Below are 21,894 nucleotides of genomic sequence, written 5' to 3'. Positions count from 1 at the left end.
TAATTTGAATGATAGTACTCTTATTACGCTTGATTACCATGATTTTACATCTGAATCCTATGAAAAACTCTGTCATTTACCTGGATTTGTTCTGCTACAGAGTACGCACAAATCAATGGGTCGTTATGATATTTTAAGTGCCTATCCATATGAGAGGATGGTTATTAAGAGCCATACACATGATAAAGATTTAGTATTAGCCGAATTAAAAAATAAACTAAAAATAGAGCAGTCAGAACTTGATCTCCCTTTTCAGGGCGGGGCTATAGGCTATATTTCTTACGATTTTGGTGCACTATTGCATAATCTTGAACAATATCCCCAAAAAGAACTGACGAACATACCATTTTTAAATTTAGGGTTTTATGATTGGGCTATCATCGTAGATCATCATTTAAAAAAAGCCACTTTATTTGCAAGAAACAGTCATTCTTCAACAAAAAATATTTTAAATGAAATAAAAAATATATTAAACAGCCAACCAAAAACGCTGGTACAGTTTTCAGTTCAAGCGGAATTTTTGCCTTTAATATCAAAAGAGAATTACAGAAACTCATTCAATGCTATTCAACAAGCCCTGAGAGCAGGACGTTCCTATCAGGTTAATTTCACTCAACCGTTTCAGACAATATTCACGGGAGATCTCTGGGATATGTACCAAAGGGTTAATAAAAATAATCCAGTTCCATATGCCGCTTTTATCAGGACAGATGAAGCTGATATATTAAGCTTTTCTCCCGAGCGATTTTTACTTTATGATAACGGTGACACGTTAACTTCACCCATAAAGGGTACTATCCACCGTTCGAAAGATCCTGCCGTAGATAAAAAATTAAAAGAGCAGTTATTAAATTGTCCTAAAAACAGGGCTGAAAATGTCATGATTGTTGACTTGCTAAGAAACGATTTGGGTAAACTTGCCAAAGCTGGCAGTGTGAAGGTCATGAATCTTTGTAACATCCAGAGCTTCAATGCAGTACATCATTTGGTTTCCGACATACGAGCTGTTTGCAAAGAGGATATTCATCCAATTGAAGCATTTTTTTCCTGTTTTCCAGGTGGTTCAATTACTGGGGCACCTAAATTAGAAACGATGAAAATTATCAGTGAACAAGAAACCTATAAAAGAGGACTCTATTGTGGCTGTATCGCCTATTTTTCAAAACATGGCCGTTTCGATGCCAATATCGCGATACGTACAGTGACAGCCAAAGACAGTGTTTTGTATTTGTCAGCAGGAGGGGGAATAGTTGTTGACTCTAATTGGGAAGATGAATATCGTGAATGTTTCACAAAAATTACAGCAATTATCAATGGAACCAAATAATATTCAACAGACAATCAAAGCACATTCATCAGTTATCGTTTTATATGATCTTTCCAAAGACTCGTTAATTCTCACCAAGCGAAGTCTGATGCTTAAAAAACACCCTGGAGAAGTATGCTTTCCAGGTGGATTTCAAGAAACAAAAGATCAAAATCTATATAGCACTGCATTGAGAGAACTTAATGAAGAGTTAGGTATTACATCAGACAGAATAACCCTGATCAGAAAATTAAAAATTGAAAAAACTTTGTTGGGTTTAGTCATTCATCCTTGGTACGCCAGTATTGATTCCATATTTCCTTACACTATGAATCCACAAGAGGTTAGTGAATTAATTCTTGTGCCCATGCCTTTAGTAAAAAATCAGGCAAATTATAAAGAAGTTAGGATTGAAAAAGAAGGAAGGTATTTCAGCACTTGTCAATTTATTGCTGATAAAGAATTAATATGGGGTGCTACGGCAAGAATTATGAGGCAATTAGCTTCTTAATAAATTTATCTTATTATAAAAGGCTTTCTTAAAATACCTTCACCTGATTTTTAAACCAAATTAAAGAAATCATATTATATAAATTGTACAAATGTATTTTTTTGTACCATGATTATGATTAAACGAACTTCCTAAATTAAAGGATATAGTTTATGAAGTTACTACAACTTCTCTTATTTATTATTATCTCCTCTAATTCTTATTCATTAAATTTAACCATTGGTACTTCAAAGTTTAATCCACCTTTTGAAGTTTGGTCTGGTAACAAAAGTTCATTGTATGGATTTGATATAGATCTTATGCAGGAAATATGTAGAAGATTACATGCGACTTGTACTTTTGAAGCTTACATATTCGATGATTTATTCCCCGTTTTAAAAAACCGCAAGGTCGATCTGGTTATCGCCTCAATGATTATTACAGATGAAAGAAAGAAACACTTTATTTTTAGTCTTCCCTATATGGAAAGTAACTCACAATATATAACTACCATTCACTCTAAAATCAGCACATTAGATGATCTGCACGGCAAAAAAATTGGAGTAAGAAAAGGAACCCCTTATGCAAGGCAAGTTTTGTCAGAAAACCGCAACAATCAGGTAATTTTCTATGAGCTCATACAAGATATGCTTCTTGGCTTAAGCAATAATGAAGTTGATGCCAGTTTAATGGATTGTAAAGCAGCAAAATATTGGATAGCATCTGAACCCTATGCTTATAAATTAATTGGCGACAAAATTTCTACTGGAGAAGGATATGCCATTATGGCAAACCCTGATCAATTTGTATTAATTAAAAAAATAAATAAAATTCTTCTTGAAATGGAAGCTGATGGAACTTACCTGAGACTCTATTCAGAATACTTTTAGAAGAGGAGTATTAAGGATAAATAGTGCCCAAAATACTCCCATTATGCCTAAACAGGCTCCATTGTTTTTTTATTGACCGAGCATTTTTGTTCCATTTCTTTATCTTTTAGGGCACGACGCAAAATCTTACCCACATTTGTTTTAGGAAGTTCATCAAAAAATTCAACAACCTTAGGAATTTTATAAGCAGTCAAATGCTCCTTGCAATGATTGATAATTTGTTCAGCTGTCAATGTAACATCTTTTCTTACAATGCAGGCTTTCACTCGCTCACCAGATTCTTCATCAACAATACCTACAACACCTACTTCTAATACACCAGGATGCATTCCTATTATTTGCTCTACCTCATTAGGATAAACGTTGAATCCTGAAACAACAATCATGTCTTTTTTTCTATCGACGAGATAGATAAAACCTTCTTCATCCATACGGGCAATATCGCCAGTTTTTAAGAAACCGTCTTTAGTAAATACCAAGGCAGTTTCATCAGGCCTTTTCCAATAACCTGGCATCACTTGCGGCCCTTTAATGCACAACTCACCACTTGTACCAATAGGCACTTCTTTTCCAGATTCATCACGAATAGACACATCTGTTGAGGGAAGAGGTAACCCAATACTGCCATTATAGCCTTCAAGATACATCGGGTTTATAGTCACTGCAGGACTGGTTTCGGTTAATCCATAAGCTTCCAAAACACGCGTTTTGGTCATTTCAGACCATTTTAAAGACACACTCTTTTGCAATGCCATACCACCAGATAATGCTAGTTTTAACTTGCTGAAATCTATTTCTTTAAATTTAGGATGGTTCAGAAGTGCATTGAACAGCGTATTTACTCCCGTTATTGCTGTAAAACCCGAATTTTTGATTTGATCTATAAAATGTCCCATATCACGTGGATTGGTGATTAGAATATTTTTCGCGCCAATTTTCATAAAAGTGAGGCAATTCGCTGTCAAGGAAAAAATATGGTAAAGGGGAAGTGCGGTTACTATAATATCTTGATCACTGACTCCTAGAGGAGATATCCAGGTGTATGCTTGCATCACATTGGCTATAAGATTGCCATGAGTCAATACAGCACCTTTTGCAACACCTGTTGTGCCGCCAGTATATTGTAGAAACGCAATATCATCATGATTTAGCTCAACGCGATGGAGAGTTGACTGTTTCCCTTCAGACAACGCATAGTTAAAAGCTACCGCATGAGGAATTGTAAAAGCAGGAACTAATTTTTTTATATGATTTACTACAAAGTTAACAATAAATTTTTTGAATGAAGGAAATAAATCGCCTAGTTGAGTAACAATAACATGTTTAACGGAAGGCATTGACGGCAATGCTTTTTCAATTGTTTTTGCAAAATTAGCCAGCACGATAATGACCTCTGCTCCAGAGTCATTCATTTGGTGTATTACTTCATCAGCTGTATATAAAGGATTAGTATTCACAACGACATAACCAGCTCGCAAAGCACCGAAGATGGCTACAGGATATTGTAAAACGTTAGGCAGCATTATTGCTACTCTTGCTCCTTTTTCCAAATTCAATTGTTGCAGATAAGCAGCAAAATTTCTGCTTAAACTATCCAAATCAGCATAAGTAATTTCAGTGCCTAAATTGGAATAAGCAACTCTGCTCGCATAAGAGTTACACGATTCATTAAATAAAGATATGAGGGATAAATATTGACTTGTGTCAATTTCATGTGGTACTCCATTTTGGTATTGTTCAAACCATCGTTTATCCACTTTGATATCCTTCTGTTATTGTTTTCCTCATGATAGTATAAACAAAAAACTCTCTAATGGATATCATGCTAATGGGTGAAAATATAACTAATACACAAGCATTTAAGCTTAAGGGAAGGTTGTATACTTTAACCGTTTTGCAAGTTTTGAACACTGACAAAGATGCTTTTTCTCAACAATTTGCTGAAATTGTTATTAAAGCACCTAAATTATTTGAAAGAACCCCTGTTGTTTTTGATTTATCTTCTGTCAATCATCTAGAATTTGATTTACAGGAATTATGTCAAATTGCACGTAATCATGGTATGATACCCCTAGCAATACAAGGGGGTAGTCCTTTGCATGACACTTTGGCTCAATGCCAAGGTTTAGGTATACTCAATGCTTCAACAGCACATGATAAACCAATAATTGAAGAATCCTCCGAATATCAAAGTGTAGAGAATTTCAAAACAAAATTACTAACGACACCTGTACGTTCAGGCCAACAAGTTGTTGCCAAGGGAGCTGATTTAATAGTGACCTCTTCAGTTAGCCATGGAGCAGAATTATTAGCTGATGGTAATATTCATGTGTATGGAACATTACGCGGCAGAGCATTAGCAGGGATATCTGGAGATACCGAGGCAAGAATTTTTTGTCAATCTTTGGATGCGGAATTAGTATCCATAGCTGGTTTCTATCGGATAAGTGATGCTATTGAACCTGTTAATGGTCCCTGTCAGATCTACTTATCAAATGAACATATCGTTGTTGAACCATTATGATTGACTCTGTTTTTATATCTGATTTACATCTGCATCCAGAGGATAATGAGATCCAAACCAGATTTCATCATTTTATAAATTGGGCCCGACAATCTGTAAAGAAAATTTATATCCTGGGTGATTTTTTTCATGCATGGTCAGGTGATGATTCGATTAATGACTGGAGTAATGCTATTGCAGAGCAAATAGAATCATTGACTCAAAGTGGTCTTGAAATTTATTTTATGACTGGGAATCGTGATTTTTTACTGGGTCCATTATTTGCCAAACGAACCGGTTGGAAAATATTAACAGAGCCAAGCGTTATTACACTTGGAAATAACAGAATTTTGCTGGCACATGGCGATCGTTATTGTACTAATGACAGAGCTCATCAACGATTTCGGCTATTAACAAGAAACAGGTGGTTCTCATTTCTCTTTTTAAGACTTCCTTTATCATTTCGTAAACGATTGGTTAAAGGCGTACGCAAGATCAGTCTAAATAACCACCATAAATCAATCGAACAGATGGATGTTGTTAAAGAGGCTGCAATTCGGCATATGTCTGAAAATAACACAGAAATACTGATTCATGGACATACACATAAACCAGGCATAACAAATTATTCTTATAAAGAAAAAACACTTACAAGGTATGTTCTAAGTGATTGGGATGACATACCCAAACTATTGTGTTATGATAATACAAAAGGATTCTATTTCACCCAATATGATATAAATTGAGGAGTTACCCAATGTCTAAAACACCAAACAAAATGAAAGAGGAACTCGAACAAATTCGAAAAACTGAAATAGAAAATGCTATGGTTACTGAGCGTGAAAAATTACTTGCTCAAAGAAACAGAGAGCGAGCTGAAGCATCAGACGACTTAAAAAAAGGCAGATATATCAAAGATCCTCGTACAGGCCAAACAATAACCCTTTGGGAAAGTGCAGTGCAAAAAGCAGAAGAGGTCCTGAATGCTGATTTAAATTCTTATATGGATGCTCGAGCTGCAATCATGAGTTTATTAAAAATGTACTACGAAATGGTTAAAGCAAACGCTCAGACTATGAAAGAATTGCGCGCAGGAATTGGTAACACAATTATGGATTGGGGTATCTTCCCGATTAAAGATTATATTGGGAAAAAGCTCACAGGAGATCCTGAAATTGATTTACCAATTTTACAACATGAAGTGAGTTATACCGATGATAATAAGTTAAAAATTGAACCTCTAACTCGCTCGGATAAAGGTGAGGGAAAGGGGAAACTTGATCAAATATTTGAGGGTATGGTCCACATGTGGCTAAAAAACAATGATTATACTCCCGATCCCAACAATCCCGGTCAATTTGTTAATTCACACGGTGAAACATTAGACAAAACAACCTTTGATAAATTAAAAAAAGATGATCAGCATGGGCTTAATCATTTCTTAACAGAACATGATCCGGATATACAATACAGACCAAGCAGACCTTAATTAGGCAAGAGGAATATTGAGTAACACTAGCCTACATAATCCTTATGGGCTAGTGTTAAAAAAGTCTGTTGACTCTGCTCTAAGGCATCAAGACGGAGGCAACCCGCTATGAAAGCGAAATACCACATCCTCTGATAAAATAAATGCATTTTCTATAGTTAAAAACTCAGAAATACGTTCATCAATAGAGCCTCCATAGAACTTGGCCAAATGTAAATATTCTTCAAAATGTCTGCATTCTGATTTAACCAATGTTTTATAAAACCTGGCCAAGGCCTGATCTTGAATATATGGAATTATGGAATTAAAACGTTCGCAGGATCGAGCCTCGATGATAGCACCTATAATTAACTGATCGCATAATCTTTCAATTCCATCTTTATTTGTGACATGTTTATGCAAGTTGGATGCGTAGTCTGATGGCTGCAAAGGAGCATAAAAAATTCCTTTTTGCTTCATGATATCAATGATTTTTTCAAAGTGTAACAATTCTTCTCTTGCCAATGGGGCCATAATTGCTACTAACTCTATTTTTTCTGGATATTTACTTATGAAATTAATTGCTGTCCCAGCTGCTTTACGTTCACAATGAGCGTGATCGAGCAATAAAAGAGGTATATTAGCAGCAGCATGATACAACCAGGCTTCCGGAGTTTTAACTTTTAAAAAATCATTTAACGTTTGTAAATCACTATCTAGTCGTTTTAACATGATAAAATACACTATAATTTCAAATAAATAGCCCTTATATCACATACTTTAAAGAATTTAAATTGGATAAAAAATGGACGAAATAAAAAAAGATGATGAATTGAGCCAATGGCTTTCTACTTATGGAACAATAACCGCTGAACGAATATTAGGTAGATATAACATATCACTGCCACAAGATGAATTGTTAGAAGCTATTAACATCCCATCTAGTTTCTATAGACATTTGTTACAGATTCCCTTAAAAAACGTACTTAATGGAATTGTAATTCAACAAGCAAGTGATTACCATGTCTATGCACAAAAACTGTTAATTGATTATTTGTTATCTGGTGAAAGCAGCAAAGAGCCTGATTCACAAGGAGCTGGAACTCGCGAATCCCTGGAAGACGAAAGACAGCGACTTGTTCAATTAGGTGATGAGTTTCATAAATTGGAATTAGACCAGGATAATCTCATAGCATCAAGCCAAGCCAGCTTAATGAAAATATGCATTGATTGGAATGCAAAACTGGAAACAACTCTTTCCAAATTAAACAGCTTATACAAAAATACAAATTCTAAAATTAAAAAAAATGCAATTAGAAAAGCTTTAATTAAGGCATTTATTCATTGTGATCTTGTCAAGGACCAATCATCAAATAACAAGTATCAGCTAGTAGATAAATTGAATCAAACGTTAGCTATTTCTTTAGGTGCTGAATTAAAAGAAACTATCCTGAGCAACTTGAGTGAACTCTTTCAAATCCTGGATGCTTTAAATATAAAACTCGACGAATTTACCGATCGGACTACTCATATAAGCCAACAGGCTAAATTATTCAGAACCCAATTCTATGAGGTAATACTTCGTATCATTGAGTTAATTAAATTATTACCTGAATATAAAATTGACCCGGAACAAGATGCTATTAATCGAGAACCATTATATTTTGATAGAACGATTGGAGAATACTAACACCTTTAAATTAAAATAAAGCCCTGTTTTTCTCTAAAATACTGACATAACTATTAACTTAATGTATGAATACATGAATTTTTATTAGCCAGACCACTATGAATTCATGTATAATAACGCACTTTAATTTAATCTCATTGGAGTGCATGATGGCAAAAGAATTAACATTATCTATTATTAAACCTGATGCTGTAGCAAAATCTGTGATAGGTGAAATATACACCCGCTTTGAAAAAGCAGGCCTAGATATTGTTGCCGCTAAAATGACTCAACTTTCACGCGAACAAGCTGAAAATTTTTATGATATTCATCGCGCACGACCATTTTTTAAGGATCTGGTGGATTTTATGATTTCTGGTCCTGTAATGATCCAAGTATTAAAAGGTGAAAATGCTGTAGCTAAAAACAGAGAAATTATGGGCGCGACCAATCCCAAGGAAGCAGCACCTGGAACTATACGTGCCGATTTTGCTGATAGCATCGATGCAAACGCTGTGCATGGCTCTGACAGTCTTGAGAATGCTGCTCGTGAAATAGCATTTTTCTTTGAACCACATGAGTTGTGCGATAGATAAAGACAAGCTTGGGAGTGGTAATGGACCAACAAAAAGTGAATCTATTAAATTATAATTACTCGCAATTACGAGAATTATTGATAGCGTGGGATGAAAAACCTTTCAGAGCTCAACAGCTATTTCAATGGATTCATCAAGTTGGAATACATGACTTCGCTCAGATGACTAATTTAGGGAAAGTTTTAAGAAATAAACTTTCCCAATTAGCGTGTGTGAATTTACCTGAAATTGTTGCTTGTCAGAAGTCAGCTGATGGCACACATAAGTGGCTATTAAAGCTGGACTGTGGAAATTGTATTGAAACAGTATTTATTCCAGAGTCAAATCGGGGAACACTTTGTGTTTCATCACAAGTAGGCTGTGCTTTAAATTGTTCTTTTTGCTCTACAGCAAAACAAGGATTTAACAGAAATTTGTCAACAGCAGAAATTATTGGTCAAGTATGGCTGGCAGCTCGTGAACTATCAGATAATAATGGTACTCACGATAAGAAAATAACTAACGTAGTGATGATGGGAATGGGTGAACCATTACTTAATTTCGATAATGTTGTTTCTGCTATGAACATCATGATGGATGATTTGGCTTATGGACTATCCAAAAGACGGGTTACATTAAGTACTTCGGGCGTTTTACCAGAAATGGAACGACTGAGGGAAGTCAGTCCTGTTGCATTGGCAGTATCCTTGCATGCACCAACAGATGAATTACGGAATGAATTGGTGCCAATTAATAAAAAATATCCTCTCTCTCAATTAATATCCTTATGTAAACGCTATTTTAAAGACGAACCAAGAAGAAAAGTTACTTTTGAATACGTCATGCTAAAAGGGGTTAATGATCAATCTGAACATGCTAGCCAGTTAATTAAACTATTGCATAATGTGCCTGCAAAAGTTAATTTAATTCCGTTTAACCCATTTCCTCTGACTCAATATCAGAGATCATCCCAGGAAACAATCGATGCATTTCGAGATAAATTAATGAAACATGGTATTAATACCATTACTCGCAAAACTCGTGGAGATGATATTGATGCAGCATGTGGCCAACTTGCTGGCGAGGTAAAAGATAAAACCAGCAGATCACAACGATGGCAAAAACTTCATTTCATGAGCAAAAAAGACAAACCAAGTGAATTGACCATTTCTTCTGAAGAAATGGCATAAGACAGTCTTGTATAATAACTGAGAGCTAATTTAGAACTTTCACCAATATTGCTGACTGGAGATTATGTCTAATAAAGGTATTTTCACCTACAGACTCATATTAAATAGCGACAAATCATTTTTAATTTAGACTTAAGTGGTTATAATGCGAAATCATTTCTAACGTAAAGTGGTTAATCGTGCTAAAAAGCATAAGGTACTTATTAATTATAATAATATGTTTATTTGTTGAAGCTTGTGAGCATGCACAAGATAACGAAGAACCCAATACCATAAGAAAAGTAAACCTTAGCAAAGCGGCTTCTTTTAATGTGCAATTAGGGTTGGGATATTTGAAGCAAGGCGACAGGCCTCGAGCAAAAAAGAAGTTGCTAACCGCATTGGAACAACAGCCAGATTCTGCAGATGTGAATGCCGCATTAGCCTATTATTTTGAACAAACTAAAGAATTGGAGCAAGCTAAAAAATTCTATCATAAAGCAATAACTTTATCGCAAAACGGTGGTGCACAATTGAATAACTACGGTGCTTTTCTGTGTCGGCAGGGTGACTATAAAAATGCTGAAATTTACTTCCTGAAGGCCGTTAAAGATCAAAACTATGTGCATACCTCAGGTGCTTATGAAAATGCTGGATTATGTGCTATGGCTATCCCTGATCATGATAAAGCCATTTTATATTTTACCAAGGCTTTAAATCAGGACCCATCGAGAAAAGAATCACTATATGAATTAGTAAAATTACAAAGTAAAATAGGACATGATAAAGAAGCCCTCGATCTGCTTCAAAAACATGCTGATTTAGTATTAAACGATAAGATAATGCTTGCATTAGCGAAAGACATAGCAAATAGAACAGGCCAATATACTCTTGCAGCAGAATATGAAAATAGCTTCAATAAAATGGAGCCAACTAATAATATTAGTGGAGTAAATGATGAATACAATAGCAGCAATGGATGAGACAAGAAATAATGAAATTACTAACCCTGGATACGAGCTGGCAGCTCTTCGCCAGCAAAAGGGTTATTCAATCGAGTATGTTGCGAGCAAACTTCATTTACGAGCTCGTATTATAGAGCTCATTGAAGCAGGAGATTTTGATTTATTACCTCAGCCAGTTTTTGTAAAAGGATATTTGAGAGCCTATTCAAAATTATTAGGGGTATCACCTGAACCATTTTTAACTGTTTTTAATGCGCAATATTGCTTTGAAAAAAAACCTGAAAGAGCAGCTTTATGGCAAAGCAAAAAGGAATCACATAAAGCAGAGCATTTTATAAAATGGTTCACCATTTTATTTGCAATTGGCGTTTTAGTTGCAGTTGGGATATGGTGGCAAAAAAACAAAGATAGCCAGACTATAGATACACCTAAAGAGAGTTCATCTGGATTATCAATCAGTGAAACCAGTTCGGAAATTAAATTGACTGACTTATCAAAAATGGAATCATTGTTAACACCCAATAATACACAAATGACGCCTTTGGAGAAAAATGGTGGTTGATAAAATTCAAGCTATCCGAGGAATGAATGATGTACTGCCTGATAGGAGCTCGATATGGCGCTTTATAGAACAAACTTTTATAAACTGCCTCATACGCTATGGATATAAGGAAATTCGTTTTCCAATTGTTGAAAATACACAGTTATTTAAACGTACAATTGGCGAAATAACAGATATTGTTGAAAAAGAAATGTATACCTTCAATGATTTGAACGGTGATAGCATAACCCTCAGGCCAGAAGGAACAGCTGGTTGTGTTCGTGCCTGTATAGAACATGGTTTATTACATAATCAACAACAAAAATTATGGTACTTAGGCCCTATGTTTCGTCATGAACGTCCTCAGAAGGGTAGATACCGTCAATTTAACCAATTTGGGGTTGAGGCAATAGGAATTGCTGGTACTGCTATCGAACTTGAGCTGATATCAATTTGCCGCAGATTATGGATTGACCTGGGTTTTGCTCAGTCAGTTCAATTACAAATTAATTCATTAGGTGAACTAGATGAACGTCAAAAATATCGCTCTATCCTGGTAGAATATCTACGCGATCATTTTAATCTACTTGATGAAGACAGTAAGAGACGATTGGATAAAAACCCTCTGAGAGTTCTTGATAGTAAAAACCCTGATCTTCAACAACTCATTCAAAATGCTCCTAAGTTAATTGATGTTCTTGGTGATCATAGCAGAGAACATTTTCAATCGTTCTGTAACGGATTGGAAACACTTGGTATCCCTTATTCCATTAACCCTGTATTGGTAAGAGGATTGGATTATTATGGTCATACGGTGTTTGAATGGGTAACAGACCAATTAGGAAGTCAAGCGACAATATGTGCAGGGGGCAGGTACGATATGTTGATCGAGTTCCTGGGCGGAGCACCCACACCAGCCATTGGATTTGCTTTAGGATTGGAAAGAATATTTCTTTTAATGGAAACTTTAAATTTGTTGAATGTAAGTGACAATAAACAATCCATATTTATCATTGCTACTAGTGAAGAGGCCATATTGAAAGCGCTTGCCATGGCAGAGTCAATTCGAAATGCTAACCCATCTTTTGATGTTATTACCAATACGGCAGGAGGTGGTTTTAAAAGCCAATTTAAAAAGGCCGATAAAAGTGGGGCTCGCCTGGCTTTAATTCTTGGGGAAGACGAAATAGCCAGGGGATATGTAAGCATTAAAGATTTGAGAACTGAAATAGAACAAGTATCAATACCAATCACCAAAATAAATGAATTTTTGCAAGATTATCTAGCTTGAGGGCAGGAGAATATTATGTCTGTTTACATGACGGAAGAAGAACAATTAGAGATTATAAAAAAATGGTGGAAACGATATGGCAATATGATAACTATTTTTTTATCAGTAGTGCTCCTGATTATCGCAGGGTATAGATATATGAATTGGCACAATGACAAGATCAAACAACAAGCATCTATTGCCTATGAAAATATGATGATTGCATTTTCCAATCAAAATATAAAATCAGTTCGCTCTTATGCCAATGAACTAATTAAAAATTATAACCATACTGTTTATGCAGATATAGCTCATATGACACTCGCAAAAATCTATGTAAGTAAAAATAAACTTGAGCAAGCAAGAAATGAATTAAAAACTGTTGCATTGGAAAGCCAAATGACACCGTTAAGACAAATTGCCAAAATTCGCATAGCACGTTTACTGGCGGCAGATAAATCTTATACTAACGCATTAAATGAATTAAGTGTCGTTGAAGACGAAGCCTACTTGCCAGTGATTAACGAACTGAAAGGAGATATTTATAGTGCCAAAGGCCAATATCAGGATGCAATGAATGCCTACAGACTTGCCATAGATGAAGTAAGAACAAATGGAATGGGTAATTTATTTTTAGAAATGAAAACAAATGAGTTAGCAATTAAGACTCAATCTATGATTACTGATGATAAAAAGGTAAAAGCAGCTTAATTTTATTATAAAGGTTTGTTTTTTATGAATATTAGAATATTAGTTTTAATACTATGTGCGTTAATTCAAGGATGTACATATGTAGATGATTATATGCTCGGCAAAGATAATACCCCTCAACCCAAAGAGCTAAAAGAAATTCAACCCAAAGTTAAAATGACACAAAACTGGACTGCTCCAGTTGGGAAAGCTCATAAAACAAATGAGTATTTAAATATCAAACCAGCTATTCGTGGTGATATAATTTATACTGCAGATGCGAGTGGATTGGTTCGGGCAGTTAGCAAGAAAGACGGTCAGATAAAATGGTCTACTGCATTAAAAAATAATATAGTTAGTGGACCAACTGTAGCTTCTGGTTACGTTGCTATAGGTACTAATGCCTCTACATTAGTACTACTTAATCAATCTGACGGAAAAGAGATATGGCAGAATAAAGTATCTGCTGAAGTATTAGCTCCACCTGCTATATCGCGGCAGAAAGTCATTGCAAAAACCATTGATGGTAAAGTGTACGCAATTGATGCGGTAAACGGGAAGCAACTATGGATTGCAGATCATGGCGCTCCAAGTCTGGTGTTAAAAGCCAGCTCTTCTCCTATCATTGTCGATGATCTGGTTCTTGTCGGGTTTTCTGATGGCAAGCTAGATGCTTTTGAATTACAGACTGGACGGTTGATCTGGCAAAGAAGTATTGCTTATGGGATGGGGGCAAGTGATGTTGAACGTTTAGTCGATATTGACTCTGACCCTATAATAAGCAATAACGTTGCCTATTTGGCAACTTATCAAGGCTATGTGGGAGCACTATCTCTATCTAATGGCCAATTCATATGGAGAAAACCAGCATCTGTTTATAAAAATATGCTTTTAAGTCATAATAATCTATATTTTACGGACAGCAACGATGTTATATGGTCTTTGAACAGTAGCACAGGGCAGGTGAACTGGAAGCAAACCTCCTTAAAGGCAAGAGGGCTTACTGAACCGGCATTGGTAGAAGGAAATTTAGCTGTTGGTGATAAAACTGGATATTTACATATCTTATCAACTCAAACAGGTGAGTTACTAGGGCGGTCTCAGCTTTCTGGTGGGGTAACAGTTTCACCGAGCGTTTATGGTAAAAATATGTACATATTAACCAATAATGGAATGCTCAATCAACTTTCAGTGAGCTAATAAAATGATTCCTGTCATTGCTTTAGTTGGGCGTCCCAATGTTGGGAAGTCTACTTTGTTTAATAGAATTACTAAAACGCAGGATGCTCTTGTCGCTGATTTTCCTGGCTTGACAAGGGATAGACAATATGGACATGCTCAACATGAGGACAAGTTCTTTATTATTGTTGATACCGGAGGTATCGGAGTCGATGACATTGAAGTAGATACTTTGATGTCAAAACAATCTCAAGTTGCTTTAAATGAAGCAAATGTGATTCTTTTCCTGGTCGATGGCCGTTCAGGACTAACGGGTATTGATCAGCAAATTGCACAAGCATTAAGAAAACTTAATAAAAAAGTGCATCTTGTTGTCAATAAGACAGATGGGATAAATGAAGATATTGCTTGTGCTGATTTTCAATCATTAGGCATTACTGATGTCCATGCCATATCTGCCTCTCATGGCGGAGGCATCGGTTCATTACTCGAAGAAATTCTGGAACCTTTTACAACAGAAACGCATGAAGTAACTGATGAGAAAGCGATCAAGATTGCTTTTGCGGGACGCCCTAATGTTGGAAAATCAACTTTAATAAATAGGATATTGGGTGAAGAAAGGGTAGTTGTTTATGACATGCCCGGCACAACTCGAGATAGTATTTCAATACCCTTTACAAGAGAAGATAAGCAATATGTCCTTATTGACACTGCAGGGGTACGACGTAAGTCTCGCATTGATGAAAAAATAGAAAAATTTTCTGTCATCAAAACTCTACAAGCTATAAAAGAAGCCCATGTTTGTTTATTACTGCTTGATGCAAATGAAGGCATTACTGATCAAGATATGAATTTGCTAGGTTTTATTATTGAATCTGGTAAAGCGCTAGTCATTGCTGTGAATAAATGGGACGGTCTGGAAGAAGATCATAAAGAAAAAATAAAGTCAGAACTGTCAAGAAGATTACATTTTGCCAATTTTGCAAAAATCAGATTTATTTCAGCATTACATGGGAGCGGGGTAGGTGGATTATTTAAAGATATTAATGAAGCCTATCATTCAGCAATACAATCCTTTTCTACTCCTAAACTAACCAGATTATTACAAGATATCAGTACAAAACATACACCACCATGCATCAATGGTCGACGAATAAAATTACGCTATGCTCACCTTGGCGGACACAATCCTCCAGTCATTGTTATTCATGGAAATCAACTCGATGCCTTGCCAGAAAGTTATAAACGCTATTTAAACAATGAGTTTATTAAACATTTAGGATTAGTAGGTACCCCTTTAAAAATTGAGTTTAAAGGAGGACAAAATCCATTTGCCAATAAAAAAAATAAATTATCACAAAGGCAAGTGAACAAGAAGAAACGATTAATGCGATGGGCAAAAAGTAAGAAATAGCACTCTGATTAATCTCAGCCTGGTTTAATTACTCTAATGGACAAGCGAACATATCAAATAAGTGCTAATTTCTTCACATTAATCTGCTTTGAGTGTTAACACGTCACAAACTGAATGATTTACTACAGCATGCGCAGTACTTCCTAGAATGGACGGCAATCCTGTAGCAGAATGTGAGCCTAGTATAATTAATTGACAATTGAGATCTTTGGCTTTGTTTAATATATGTTCCTTTACTGACCCGATTTCTACAAATTGTTGTTCCTGAGGTATTTGTAAATTTTCTCCAATTAATGATAATACAGTTTGGGCATCTTCTTTTGATGGGTTGGCTAGTTCCGTAAAGCCCAATCCTTGAGCTATTAATATACTAGTTGGCAATTCAATCACATGTAATAGATATAATTTTGCATTAAACTGTTTCGCAATATTAGCAGCCTTTTCTGTAAGATGGCTATGCTCATTTAACAAATCTGTTGCAAATAAAATATTTGTATACATGTTAACCTCATTTTAAATAGAATCATTAAGTTAAAGTGTAGTAGATTATGATGTCTATGTGTAATTTGGTACTTTTAAATTAGGGTTTACCTCCATTAGAGGCACAAGTACAAAATCTCGTAAATGAAAACAAGGATGCGGAACAATTAAATTTTTTGTACGAATTACTCTATAACCATATAAAATGATATCAATATCTAATGTTCTTGGCCCCCAAAATTTTCTCCTGACTCGCATGTGCTTGTTTTCTATTCTCTGGCACCACTTAAGAAGCTTATGAGGCAACAAAGTAGTTCGTATCTCTATAACAACATTACAAAATTCTTGTTGATTTTCAAAGCCCCAGGCTTTATTCCAATATAAGCGGGATACCTTGATAAGACATGTTGATGGAATTTGTTTTATTTCTTTAATGGCTTGTCTTATTTGACGCTCAGGATTTTTTTGATTTGATCCCAAACTCAGATAGCAAACATTCATTTTGTTACTTTCCGTTTACGACGTTTTTTAGGCCTCCCAGGCATTGATGCAGTCAATTGGGCTACCATGTTATTTTTTTCAACATCATCCACTTCTTGAAATGTGGCCCACCACTGCGCTAGTTCCATTGACTCATCACCAGATAATGCTCTAAGAGCCATAAAGTCATACGCTGCTCTAAATCGAGGATGAAGAAGTAAATTAAATGCTCTGCCACCAAATCGTTTTTCGAAGCGATATTGCAAAAGCCAAATTTCTCTTATAACCTGACTATACCTTTTAGGTATCGAAATAATTGTATTCTGTTCACTAAGCACTATGGACATGGCTTTTTCAATCGAGGGTAAAGGCGGAAGTCCAGATTCTTGTAGTTTTCTGGAACACTCTATCATTGGAAACCATAACAAAATAGCAATAAGAAATGCCGGAGTGACAGGCTTTCCATCACGTATTCTTGTATCAGTATTTTCAAGAGCTATACCCAAGAGCGGATTAACTGGGTAATTACTATCAAATAGAGCAGCTGTTTGAGGAAATAAATAATTAAACAAACCATACTCGACCAATAATTTTTGAACCGATTCGGCTTCTCCGCATTGATAAAGTTTCGTTATTTCATCAAATAATCGCGAACTGGAAACATGGGTTATAAGATAACTTATTTTAGGGAAAGGGGCTTTAGTTTCCGGAGATAAATTAAATTGCAGCTTGGCACTAAACCTGACAGCACGTAACATACGGACAGGATCCTCTTGATAACGCGTAACGGGATCACCAATTATTCGAATTAACTTTTGCTTAACATCTTCTACACCACCAGTAAAATCAATGATTGAAGAATCAGAAATATTATAATAAAGAGAGTTTATTGTGAAATCACGTCGCCATGCATCTTCGTCTAGAGAGCCATAAACATTATCTCTTACAAGCATACCACGTTCATTAAATTGATGGCTTGCATCACTTGAATCATGGCCACGAAAAGTTGCTACCTCAATAATTTCACGATGAAATAAAATATGCACCAGTTTAAATCGACGACCAATGATACGAGCATTTTTGAAAAGATTTTTTACTTCATTAGGAGTAGCATTTGTCGCGATATCAAAATCTTTAGGCGCTTTATGGAGTAATAAATCTCTGACACTGCCTCCAACGATATAGGCCTGAAAACCATTGCTGATTAAACGATTAAGAACCTTCAGCGCATTATTACTTATATCTGCTTTTGATATGTTATGTTTATTTCTCGGGATGATATAAGCCAAGTCAATTGCATGCCCATGCGACCTGTTTCTTCTTAACAGTTTTTTAATAAACTTGATGATTGTTGTTTCTCTCTTAATTGATTAAACAGTAATTCGGTTGTGTTTTCAATTATCCTGCAAGTTTACGATTTACTTAACATAAACATTCAATTCTATAAAGTTAACACGTAACTTTTCAGATGGCTATGAAATCTAAATTGCTAACACCAGGCAATTATAACGAAGCAAATGATCAAAGTGAATCATTTACCTTTACAAATATTTTAGAGAAAATAATATATCTTGCATTTTATTAGGATAATAAATGGATTTTATTGATATAGGCCTTAGTTTAACTGCTTTGATTATTCTTGAAGTTGTTCTTGGAATAGATAATCTGGTTATTCTATCAATCCTTACAGAAAAATTACCACTTGAAAAGAGAAAAAAAGCGAGAAGATGGGGCTTAACATTTGCCTGGATGACACGACTTCTTTTATTAGGCTCAGCAGTATTTTTAGTTAAATTGGTAAAACCAATCCTGACAATAGGCAGTCTGGTTTTTTCTGCGCGTGACCTGTTCCTGATATTAGGAGGTGTGTTTTTAATTTGGAAATCAACAGATGAAATTCATCAGGACGTTATGAATGAACCATTAATGGAACCTGTTTCAAAAAATGTTTCTTCATCCGCAACATTCAGAGGGGTTGTTATTCAAATCGCATTGCTTGACATTATATTTTCTTTGGATAGTGTTCTCACAGCCGTAGGACTAACATCTCATTTTACAGTCATGGCAGTGGCAATTACCATCGCAATTATCATTATGATTTGGGCGAGTGAGCCTGTAAGTAAATTTATTAGCGAACATCCTACCATTAAAATGCTGGCGCTTAGTTATTTAATTTTAATAGGGACAGTTTTAGTAGCTGATGGTTTTGAATTCCACGTGCCCAGAGGATACTTGTATTTTGCTATGGGTTTTTCATTAGCAGTTGAATCTCTCAACTTGATTAAAAATGAGCGTGTAAAGCGTAAAAAATTAAAAAGAGAATAAGTATGTTATTTATTAAAGCCTTTCATATTATCGCCCTGGTAGCCTGGTTCGCAGGCTTGTTTTATTTACCACGGCTCTATGTATATCACGCTGAATCACAAGATAAAATTAGTGTGGATCGGTTTAAAATAATGGAAAGAAGATTATATTATGGGATTACATGGCCTGCAGCCCTTGCAACCTCACTTCTTGGGTTGTGGTTATTAACTTACAATTTATCTTATTATCTTAAAGCAGGGTGGATGCATATGAAGCTTGCACTGGTTTTGCTCTTATGGATATATCACTTAATTTGTGGTCACTACCTTAAAGCTTTTGCCCTTGGAAATAATACAAAAAGCTCTCGTTTTTATCGTTTTTTTAATGAAATGCCTACATTGCTGCTGGTAGGCATTGTTTTGTTGGTGGTTGTAAAGCCATTTTAATCCATTTCAACCATTTCGAAATCTTCTTTTCCAGCGCCACAATCAGGACAAAACCAGTTTTCAGGAACATCTTCCCATCGTGTGCCTGGTTCAATGCCATCTTCTGGCCAACCCTCAGCCTCATCATAAATAAAACCACAAATAACACAAATGTATCTTTTGTACTCTTGCATAGTCTAAACTCAATAAAAAAGTGCTAATTTATCTACTGTTGATGATTATGTAAAGTTAAACCTGCTTTAATATCACAACAAATTTTAAATTAAACCATATAATGAACGTTATAACCTCATCGAAAATTGACACAGGCTTGCTAAAATTAAACTTCATATCCAATTTCAATCTGAGATTGTTTTTACCCCCCCATGCACTGGCAATATTCATGAAATACTTGTAATATTTCCTAGCCACAGGTTTATCAGTCTAATTTTTTTATTATAGAGTTTTTAGTAAAATCATTATTTCGTCAATCAGGAAGAGTGTACAGAAGAAATATACAGGTGAATTTCTGAAATATCTTGAACATTAGAAATAATAACTGATGCTTGTCTAAAGTTTATCATTTTTGGGATTTTCTATGAGCCGTTCTTCAGATTTATTTCATAAAGCGCAAACAATCATTCCCGGAGGTGTTAACTCACCTGTTCGAGCTTTCAAAAGTGTTGGAGGCGAACCAATTTTTTTCAAATCAGGTAAAGGTCCCTACCTGGTGGATGTAGATGATAAACAATATATTGATTATGTTGGATCATGGGGTCCACTCATCCTCGGACATTGCCATCCCAATGTGATACAAGCAGTGGATAATGTATTACATAGTGGTATGAGTTTCGGTGCCCCAACCGAACTGGAAATACAATTAGCTGAAAAAATTGCTTCTCTAATGCCATCAATAGAAAAAATTCGCATGGTTAATTCAGGAACTGAAGCAACTATGACTGCGATTCGCCTGGCGAGAGGATTCACCAATAAAAATAAATTTATTAAATTTAATGGCTGTTATCATGGGCATAGCGATAGCCTCTTAGTTAAAGCCGGATCTGGCTTGCTTACTCTCGGAATTCCTTCAACCCCGGGCATTCCACAAAGTATCACTGAACATACTTTAACAGCTGATTTCAATAATCTGGAACAAGTTGCTCAGCTCTTTGAAAAATATCCAAACGACATCGCCACTGTAATTCTAGAACCTGTTCCTGGCAATATGGGATTTATTTTACCTAAGATAGAGTTTTTAAAAGGATTACGTGAGCTTTGTGATCAATATAATGCTGTGTTAATTTTTGATGAAGTCATGACTGGATTTAGAGTTGGTTTACATGGAGCACAAGGCTTATTTGGGATTAAACCTGATATCACCACACTTGGGAAAATCATAGGTGGAGGTATGCCTGTTGGCGCCTTAGGCGGTAAACGTGAAATTATGTCCTTTCTGGCACCAGAAGGCCCTGTTTATCAGGCTGGTACTCTTTCAGGAAATCCATTGGCTATGGCTGCCGGTTTGGCTACATTAAAAGAGATTGAAAAAATTAATTTTTTTGAAGATTTAAGCAATACGACTAATAAATTAACTAAGGCATTAGCAGCTGCTGCTAAAAACGCAAACATTCCTTTTTTTACTGCATCATTGGGTGGAATGTTTGGGTTTTGTTTTACAGATAAGAATAGTGTTGAAAATTATTTGGATGTTGCTTCTTCGGATGAGGTTTTATTTAAGAAATTTTTTCATGCTATGCTTGCTCAAGGGGTATATTTTGCGCCATCCATGTATGAAGCTGGATTTGTCTCCAGTGCGCATGGTGATCTGGAAATACAAAAAACATATGATGCTGCTGAATTAGTACTTAATCAATTAAAATATTCCTGATGGCAGAATTGTACAGTATTGCCTTGAGTTACAGTAAGCACAACCACTAAAACCAGTACTTGGGTAATGGTGTTAATTTAAATCATATAGATGAGATTGTAGAACAGCTATTAGGCTGGTTAACTGCAATTTTAAATAATTAACAAAACACTAGACAGCAGTTTTTCCCTATGTCATATTCCATTCTC

General features: G+C 35.5%; 24 protein-coding genes. 18 read left to right on the top strand and 6 right to left on the bottom strand.

Annotated elements, in window-relative coordinates; translation table 11 throughout:
• Positions 1-4 precede the first annotated feature (4 nt).
• The 3 genes from pabB (at position 5) to OQJ02_RS07280 (ending at position 2,686) form a co-directional block, all read left to right on the top strand.
• Positions 5-1,327, top strand: coding sequence for an aminodeoxychorismate synthase component I (gene pabB / locus OQJ02_RS07290; RefSeq protein ID WP_265718556.1), 1,323 nt, complete (start codon positions 5-7; stop codon positions 1,325-1,327).
• The gene (locus tag OQJ02_RS07285; protein ID WP_265718555.1) at positions 1,314-1,817 is read left to right on the top strand and encodes an NUDIX hydrolase; all 504 of its coding nucleotides are present in this window, start codon (positions 1,314-1,316) and stop codon (positions 1,815-1,817) included. The genes pabB and OQJ02_RS07285 overlap by 14 nt, the downstream gene beginning before the upstream one ends.
• A gap of 152 nt (positions 1,818-1,969) precedes the next feature.
• A complete protein-coding gene (locus OQJ02_RS07280; protein ID WP_265718554.1) occupies positions 1,970-2,686 on the top strand; it encodes a transporter substrate-binding domain-containing protein in 717 nt (238 codons plus the stop codon).
• A gap of 47 nt (positions 2,687-2,733) precedes the next feature.
• Here the strand turns inward: OQJ02_RS07280 and OQJ02_RS07275 are convergent, their stop codons facing one another.
• Positions 2,734-4,443, bottom strand: a complete 1,710-nt coding sequence (locus OQJ02_RS07275) for an AMP-binding protein (protein ID WP_265718553.1) — start codon at positions 4,441-4,443, stop codon at positions 2,734-2,736.
• A 71-nt stretch (positions 4,444-4,514) separates the two neighbouring features.
• Between OQJ02_RS07275 and minC the strand changes: the two genes are divergently transcribed.
• The 3 genes from minC to OQJ02_RS07260 are packed head-to-tail and all read left to right on the top strand — an operon-like array spanning position 4,515 to position 6,678.
• Positions 4,515-5,210, top strand: a complete 696-nt coding sequence (gene minC / locus OQJ02_RS07270; RefSeq protein WP_265718552.1) for a septum site-determining protein MinC — start codon at positions 4,515-4,517, stop codon at positions 5,208-5,210.
• On the top strand, positions 5,207-5,935 hold the full coding sequence (locus OQJ02_RS07265; RefSeq protein ID WP_265718551.1) for a UDP-2,3-diacylglucosamine diphosphatase: 729 nt from the start codon (positions 5,207-5,209) through the stop codon (positions 5,933-5,935). Before minC ends, OQJ02_RS07265 begins: the two co-directional genes overlap by 4 nt.
• Complete coding sequence (locus OQJ02_RS07260) at positions 5,932-6,678, top strand: hydrolase (RefSeq protein ID WP_265718550.1); 747 nt, start codon at positions 5,932-5,934, stop codon at positions 6,676-6,678. Before OQJ02_RS07265 ends, OQJ02_RS07260 begins: the two co-directional genes overlap by 4 nt.
• Before the next feature lie 87 nt (positions 6,679-6,765).
• On the opposite strand, the gene OQJ02_RS07255 is transcribed toward OQJ02_RS07260, so the two are convergent.
• On the bottom strand, positions 6,766-7,389 hold the full coding sequence (locus tag OQJ02_RS07255) for a tRNA-(ms[2]io[6]A)-hydroxylase (RefSeq protein WP_265718549.1): 624 nt from the start codon (positions 7,387-7,389) through the stop codon (positions 6,766-6,768).
• Positions 7,390-7,462: 73 nt separating this feature from the next.
• On the opposite strand from OQJ02_RS07255, the gene dotZ reads away from it, so the two are divergent.
• The 9 genes from dotZ (at position 7,463) to der (ending at position 16,129) form a co-directional block, all read left to right on the top strand.
• Positions 7,463-8,347 carry a type 4 secretion system coupling complex assembly protein DotZ gene (gene dotZ / locus OQJ02_RS07250; protein WP_265718548.1) on the top strand — a complete coding sequence of 295 codons (885 nt, stop codon included), beginning with the start codon at positions 7,463-7,465 and terminating at the stop codon, positions 8,345-8,347.
• A gap of 149 nt (positions 8,348-8,496) precedes the next feature.
• Positions 8,497-8,922, top strand: a complete 426-nt coding sequence (gene ndk, locus OQJ02_RS07245; RefSeq protein ID WP_265718547.1) for a nucleoside-diphosphate kinase — start codon at positions 8,497-8,499, stop codon at positions 8,920-8,922.
• A gap of 20 nt (positions 8,923-8,942) precedes the next feature.
• Positions 8,943-10,091, top strand: a complete 1,149-nt coding sequence (gene rlmN, locus OQJ02_RS07240) for a 23S rRNA (adenine(2503)-C(2))-methyltransferase RlmN (RefSeq protein ID WP_265718546.1) — start codon at positions 8,943-8,945, stop codon at positions 10,089-10,091.
• 179 nt (positions 10,092-10,270) lie between these two features.
• The gene (gene pilW, locus OQJ02_RS07235) at positions 10,271-11,053 is read left to right on the top strand and encodes a type IV pilus biogenesis/stability protein PilW (RefSeq protein WP_265718545.1); all 783 of its coding nucleotides are present in this window, start codon (positions 10,271-10,273) and stop codon (positions 11,051-11,053) included.
• The gene (locus OQJ02_RS07230; protein WP_265718544.1) at positions 11,028-11,597 is read left to right on the top strand and encodes a helix-turn-helix domain-containing protein; all 570 of its coding nucleotides are present in this window, start codon (positions 11,028-11,030) and stop codon (positions 11,595-11,597) included. Before pilW ends, OQJ02_RS07230 begins: the two co-directional genes overlap by 26 nt.
• The gene (gene hisS / locus OQJ02_RS07225; protein WP_265718543.1) at positions 11,587-12,867 is read left to right on the top strand and encodes a histidine--tRNA ligase; all 1,281 of its coding nucleotides are present in this window, start codon (positions 11,587-11,589) and stop codon (positions 12,865-12,867) included. The genes OQJ02_RS07230 and hisS overlap by 11 nt, the downstream gene beginning before the upstream one ends.
• Before the next feature lie 15 nt (positions 12,868-12,882).
• On the top strand, positions 12,883-13,557 hold the full coding sequence (locus OQJ02_RS07220) for a YfgM family protein (RefSeq protein ID WP_265718542.1): 675 nt from the start codon (positions 12,883-12,885) through the stop codon (positions 13,555-13,557).
• Between the two features lie 24 nt (positions 13,558-13,581).
• Positions 13,582-14,736 carry an outer membrane protein assembly factor BamB gene (gene bamB / locus OQJ02_RS07215; protein WP_265718541.1) on the top strand — a complete coding sequence of 385 codons (1,155 nt, stop codon included), beginning with the start codon at positions 13,582-13,584 and terminating at the stop codon, positions 14,734-14,736.
• 4 nt (positions 14,737-14,740) lie between these two features.
• The gene (gene der, locus OQJ02_RS07210; protein WP_265718540.1) at positions 14,741-16,129 is read left to right on the top strand and encodes a ribosome biogenesis GTPase Der; all 1,389 of its coding nucleotides are present in this window, start codon (positions 14,741-14,743) and stop codon (positions 16,127-16,129) included.
• 78 nt (positions 16,130-16,207) lie between these two features.
• On the opposite strand, the gene OQJ02_RS07205 is transcribed toward der, so the two are convergent.
• The 3 genes from OQJ02_RS07205 to pcnB are packed head-to-tail and all read right to left on the bottom strand — an operon-like array spanning position 16,208 to position 18,378.
• The gene (locus OQJ02_RS07205; RefSeq protein WP_265718539.1) at positions 16,208-16,630 is read right to left on the bottom strand and encodes a universal stress protein; all 423 of its coding nucleotides are present in this window, start codon (positions 16,628-16,630) and stop codon (positions 16,208-16,210) included.
• Between the two features lie 54 nt (positions 16,631-16,684).
• A complete protein-coding gene (gene folK, locus OQJ02_RS07200) occupies positions 16,685-17,110 on the bottom strand; it encodes a 2-amino-4-hydroxy-6-hydroxymethyldihydropteridine diphosphokinase (RefSeq protein WP_265718538.1) in 426 nt (141 codons plus the stop codon).
• On the bottom strand, positions 17,107-18,378 hold the full coding sequence (pcnB, locus tag OQJ02_RS07195; protein WP_265718537.1) for a polynucleotide adenylyltransferase PcnB: 1,272 nt from the start codon (positions 18,376-18,378) through the stop codon (positions 17,107-17,109). Before pcnB ends, folK begins: the two co-directional genes overlap by 4 nt.
• A gap of 304 nt (positions 18,379-18,682) precedes the next feature.
• On the opposite strand from pcnB, the gene OQJ02_RS07190 reads away from it, so the two are divergent.
• Both OQJ02_RS07190 and hemJ read left to right on the top strand, forming a co-directional pair.
• Positions 18,683-19,414, top strand: coding sequence for a TerC family protein (locus OQJ02_RS07190; RefSeq protein WP_265718536.1), 732 nt, complete (start codon positions 18,683-18,685; stop codon positions 19,412-19,414).
• A 2-nt stretch (positions 19,415-19,416) separates the two neighbouring features.
• Positions 19,417-19,839 carry a protoporphyrinogen oxidase HemJ gene (gene hemJ / locus OQJ02_RS07185; RefSeq protein ID WP_265718535.1) on the top strand — a complete coding sequence of 141 codons (423 nt, stop codon included), beginning with the start codon at positions 19,417-19,419 and terminating at the stop codon, positions 19,837-19,839.
• Here hemJ and OQJ02_RS07180 read toward each other — a convergent pair.
• Entirely contained in the window at positions 19,836-20,012 is a 177-nt protein-coding gene (locus tag OQJ02_RS07180; protein WP_010947264.1) for a rubredoxin, read from the bottom strand. The two genes, hemJ and OQJ02_RS07180, sit on opposite strands and share 4 nt — an antisense overlap.
• 404 nt (positions 20,013-20,416) lie before the next feature.
• Here OQJ02_RS07180 and hemL point away from each other — a divergent pair, with 404 nt between their 5' ends.
• Entirely contained in the window at positions 20,417-21,706 is a 1,290-nt protein-coding gene (hemL, locus tag OQJ02_RS07175) for a glutamate-1-semialdehyde 2,1-aminomutase (RefSeq protein ID WP_265718534.1), read from the top strand.
• Positions 21,707-21,894 lie beyond the last annotated feature (188 nt).

This window comes from Legionella sp. PATHC032, assembly GCF_026191185.1.
Lineage (GTDB): Bacteria > Pseudomonadota > Gammaproteobacteria > Legionellales > Legionellaceae > Legionella.
The sequence above is the reverse complement of the archived record's forward strand: the minus strand, read 5'-3'. Positions and strand labels throughout refer to the sequence as shown.

Excerpts from the sequence above, each read along its gene's own strand:
- OQJ02_RS07285 (WP_265718555.1), top strand. The coding sequence starts at position 1,314 with ATGGAACCAAATAATATTCAACAGACAATCAAAGCACATTCATCAGTT.
- OQJ02_RS07280 (WP_265718554.1), top strand. The coding sequence starts at position 1,970 with ATGAAGTTACTACAACTTCTCTTATTTATTATTATCTCCTCTAATTCT.
- minC (WP_265718552.1), top strand. The coding sequence starts at position 4,515 with ATGGGTGAAAATATAACTAATACACAAGCATTTAAGCTTAAGGGAAGG.
- OQJ02_RS07265 (WP_265718551.1), top strand. The coding sequence starts at position 5,207 with ATGATTGACTCTGTTTTTATATCTGATTTACATCTGCATCCAGAGGAT.
- OQJ02_RS07255 (WP_265718549.1), bottom strand. The coding sequence starts at position 7,389 with ATGTTAAAACGACTAGATAGTGATTTACAAACGTTAAATGATTTTTTA.
- dotZ (WP_265718548.1), top strand. The coding sequence starts at position 7,463 with ATGGACGAAATAAAAAAAGATGATGAATTGAGCCAATGGCTTTCTACT.
- ndk (WP_265718547.1), top strand. The coding sequence starts at position 8,497 with ATGGCAAAAGAATTAACATTATCTATTATTAAACCTGATGCTGTAGCA.
- rlmN (WP_265718546.1), top strand. The coding sequence starts at position 8,943 with ATGGACCAACAAAAAGTGAATCTATTAAATTATAATTACTCGCAATTA.
- OQJ02_RS07230 (WP_265718544.1), top strand. The coding sequence starts at position 11,028 with ATGAATACAATAGCAGCAATGGATGAGACAAGAAATAATGAAATTACT.
- hisS (WP_265718543.1), top strand. The coding sequence starts at position 11,587 with ATGGTGGTTGATAAAATTCAAGCTATCCGAGGAATGAATGATGTACTG.
- OQJ02_RS07220 (WP_265718542.1), top strand. The coding sequence starts at position 12,883 with ATGTCTGTTTACATGACGGAAGAAGAACAATTAGAGATTATAAAAAAA.
- bamB (WP_265718541.1), top strand. The coding sequence starts at position 13,582 with ATGAATATTAGAATATTAGTTTTAATACTATGTGCGTTAATTCAAGGA.
- der (WP_265718540.1), top strand. The coding sequence starts at position 14,741 with ATGATTCCTGTCATTGCTTTAGTTGGGCGTCCCAATGTTGGGAAGTCT.
- OQJ02_RS07205 (WP_265718539.1), bottom strand. The coding sequence starts at position 16,630 with ATGTATACAAATATTTTATTTGCAACAGATTTGTTAAATGAGCATAGC.
- folK (WP_265718538.1), bottom strand. The coding sequence starts at position 17,110 with ATGAATGTTTGCTATCTGAGTTTGGGATCAAATCAAAAAAATCCTGAG.
- OQJ02_RS07190 (WP_265718536.1), top strand. The coding sequence starts at position 18,683 with ATGGATTTTATTGATATAGGCCTTAGTTTAACTGCTTTGATTATTCTT.
- hemJ (WP_265718535.1), top strand. The coding sequence starts at position 19,417 with ATGTTATTTATTAAAGCCTTTCATATTATCGCCCTGGTAGCCTGGTTC.
- OQJ02_RS07180 (WP_010947264.1), bottom strand. The coding sequence starts at position 20,012 with ATGCAAGAGTACAAAAGATACATTTGTGTTATTTGTGGTTTTATTTAT.
- hemL (WP_265718534.1), top strand. The coding sequence starts at position 20,417 with ATGAGCCGTTCTTCAGATTTATTTCATAAAGCGCAAACAATCATTCCC.